Source organism: Hyphomonas sp., assembly GCF_046313735.1.
Classification (GTDB): Bacteria; Pseudomonadota; Alphaproteobacteria; order Caulobacterales; family Hyphomonadaceae; genus Hyphomonas.
Window position 1 is genome coordinate 1 of the sequence record NZ_JBKBXW010000085.1, and the last position, 2,950, is coordinate 2,950.

At 64.9% G+C, this 2,950-nt stretch carries 3 protein-coding genes; 1 reads left to right on the forward strand and 2 read right to left on the reverse strand.

The window, feature by feature from the left end:
• The coding region (locus ACK4SV_RS16520) for a hypothetical protein (RefSeq protein ID WP_409918940.1) at window positions 1-749 on the reverse strand (749 nt) is incomplete at its 3' end.
• Between the two features lie 349 nt (window positions 750-1,098).
• Between ACK4SV_RS16520 and ACK4SV_RS16525 the strand changes: the two genes are divergently transcribed.
• On the forward strand, window positions 1,099-2,025 hold the full coding sequence (locus tag ACK4SV_RS16525) for a Gfo/Idh/MocA family protein (RefSeq protein ID WP_409918941.1): 927 nt from the start codon (window positions 1,099-1,101) through the stop codon (window positions 2,023-2,025).
• Here the strand turns inward: ACK4SV_RS16525 and ACK4SV_RS16530 are convergent.
• Window positions 2,022-2,950: cation:proton antiporter (locus tag ACK4SV_RS16530; RefSeq protein ID WP_409918942.1), on the reverse strand; the 929-nt coding region annotated here is incomplete at its 5' end. The genes ACK4SV_RS16525 and ACK4SV_RS16530 overlap by 4 nt on opposite strands.

Below are 2,950 nucleotides of genomic sequence, written 5' to 3' on the forward strand. Positions count from 1 at the left end.
TTTTCCGGCTTTGCCTTGATCAGGGCGGGGTAAATCTCGGCCATGACGACCTCAACACCCTCCAGGCTTTCGGCCGTCAGGGGGCCGTCCCCGAGTTCGAAAGGCCAGATCCGGGCGTTTGGCCAGGCCTGTCTGAGGGCGTGCACATGCGGCAGGCCGGTGAGGGTCTGGCTGCCCACACTACCGGCATAGGCGAGTTGCCAGACGGATTTCGGCTGCCCGGCTTTTTTCTCTTTAAGATAGGATTCGCAGAGCCTGAATTCAGCCAGCCCGGCGCCGTCATAGTCCGGCCGGGTCGCGGCCAGCGTCGAGACGACATCGCGGGTCGGCGCGCCCCAGAAGGGGAATGGCCCTTTGGAGATCGAATAGTTGAGGCCAGCCGCGATGGCGTAGCGGGCATTGGAATTGTCCGCCTTGTCCTTGAGCTTGCCGGCAAGGTGGGCCTGCATCGCCAGCCAGGGCGCCTGCTTTGTCAGGTCGAGCCCCAGCGCGGCGGCTGTGCCCGCCGGATATCCGAGCGAGAAGTCAAAACCGATCAGCACCTTGTCGCCGCGCTTGGTCAGCTTGGCGACCATGTCTTCCAGGAAGGCGCGGGCCTTCAGGCGCGTGTCGATGTTCACCGCGCGGAATTGCAGCTTCAGCCGGGCATCCTTGGCCAGCATGCCGATCCAGATCGAGTTGGCGCCGAGCGACGGCTTAGCCGCCGCGCTCCAGTCCACCATGATGTAGGCGTCGAAAAGTGCGGGCATGGTCAGGCTGAGATCCGGGTAGTCGGGAATTGGAAGGGAACCGCGAGGGTGCGGGGCAATTGCGCTGCGTCATCGGCTTTCACCGGCGCGGCTGCAAGCCTTTTTGTCCGATCCGTTTGCCAGTCGTCGCGGCTGGGTCCGGTCATGGCGCGGTCCTTCCTTGTGTCTCGCTTTGTCGCTTATTGTCATTTGGTGGCGGGCCTTATGTCTTCCAGATGAACTGCGGTGTGCTGCCTGTGAAGGGGGCATGGACAAGATTCCGCAACGCCGGCAACAGCCCGCACGCCGTGGCAGGGGTTGCCGCAGGGGCGCCGGGCATGGCATGCCGGGCAAAAAGGACAGGGCAGGGATGAGCAGGCTGAAAGTGGGCGTTGCAGGCGCCGGAGTGTTCGGGAACTATCATGCGCAGAAGGCGGCTGCCTCGGCGCGGGCGGAACTTGTCGGTATATTCGATGTCGATCTGGACCGCGCGGAGACGCTCGCCGCCACATTCGGCGCTCGTGGCTTCTCGGATTATGGCGAGTTCATCAGCCAGTGCGATGCGGTCGTGATTGCCGTGCCGGCCACCTGGCATGAGCCGCTCGCCCGTGAGGCCATCGAGGCGCATTGTCATGTGCTGGTCGAGAAACCGCTGGCGCTGTCGGGCCTCGCAGCGCGCGACCTCGCCGATGAGGCCGCAGCGCGCGGGCGGATCCTGCAGGTCGGCCATCAGGAGCGCTTCGTCGCCAAGGCGATGGGCGTGCTCGCGATCGGCGAGACGCCGCTGCTGATCGAATCCGTGCGGTCTGGCCCGCCAGCGCCGGGCGGACGGGCCGGGGATGTCTCCGTGATCTGGGACCTGATGATCCATGACCTCGATCTTGCCGCGATGCTGCTCGGGCGGGATTTCACCCATGTCGAGGCCACCGGCCGCCGCGTCTTCTCCGATTTCATCGATGAGGCCGAAGCAAAGTTCGATTATGCCAGCGGCGGGCGCGCGCATCTGAGAGCGAGCCGTGCGGCAGAGATCCGGGAACGGACGATGCGGGTGGTGTATCCTTCCGGCGAGATTGATATTGACTTCCTCACCCGCCGGCTGATCAACACGACCCCTTATGAAGTAAAGGTGGATATCGCCGCCGACCTGCCGGACCCCCTCGGCGCAGCGGATGAGGGTTTCTATGCCGCCTGTCTCGGCCTCGCCCGCAGCCCGGTGCCTGCGCACGGCGCCGTTGCGGCGGTGGCGATGGCAGAAGCAGCCGAGGCAGCGGCGCTGGCCGCAGCTGCCGTTGATTAAGGCGCGCCGGCGTCGGCTTTCGCTTTCTTCAGGGATGGCGCCACCATCGGGATTGTCAGCATCGTGCTGCCGGCCGCCATCAGCAGGCAGGCGGTGAACGCGTCATTGGTAATGACGCCGCGGTCGAGCAGGATATTGGCGAAGATGATCATGATCAGCGCCTTGGTCTGAAGCAGCCAACCAATCAGGGTCGCCTCGCCTTTCTTCCAGCCGAGCGCGAGGCCCGCGAGTTTGACGCCTGCGAGCTTGCCCGCAACCGAGGCGACGAGCAGGACGCCGGCCGCCGCGAACACCGCCATGCCGCCCATGTCCCATTCGGTGCGCAGGCCCGTCGACAAGAAGAAGACCGGCATGATCGCCAGCAGGATATGGTTGCGGAAAAGATCCATCTGGGCCTCGTCGAACGTGTCGCGGTCGAGCACGGCTCCGGCGAGGAACGCGCCGACCATATAGTGCAACCCGGCCCAGTCGGAGACGAGCGCAGCCAGCGCCATCCAGATCAGGCCGACATACCAGCGATCTTTGGACGGAATGCGGATCATCAGCCAGCGCACGCCCCAGGCGATTGCGGCGAAAACGACGAGGAAGATCGCCTGCCGGCCGATGCGCTCCCAATCGAGCAGGATCAGCGCGAGCACGCCCCAGATGGCGATGTCGTCGAGGCTGGCATAGCGCAGGATCCGCTGGCCGATCGGCTGGCGCAGGATTTCGAGCTTTTCCATGAACAGGACGAGGATGGGCAGCGCTGTGACGGCGCAGGCCATGCCGATACCGAGAACAAACTGCCAGGTCTGGCCATTCGGTCCAACCCAGCCATCGCCCATCTGCAGGAGGACGAGGGCGGCGCCGCAGCCGAACACCAGCGGCGTGAACAGAGCAAGGCCGGCGGTCGTGCCCGTCTCTCCTCGGTTCTTCCAGGCCGATT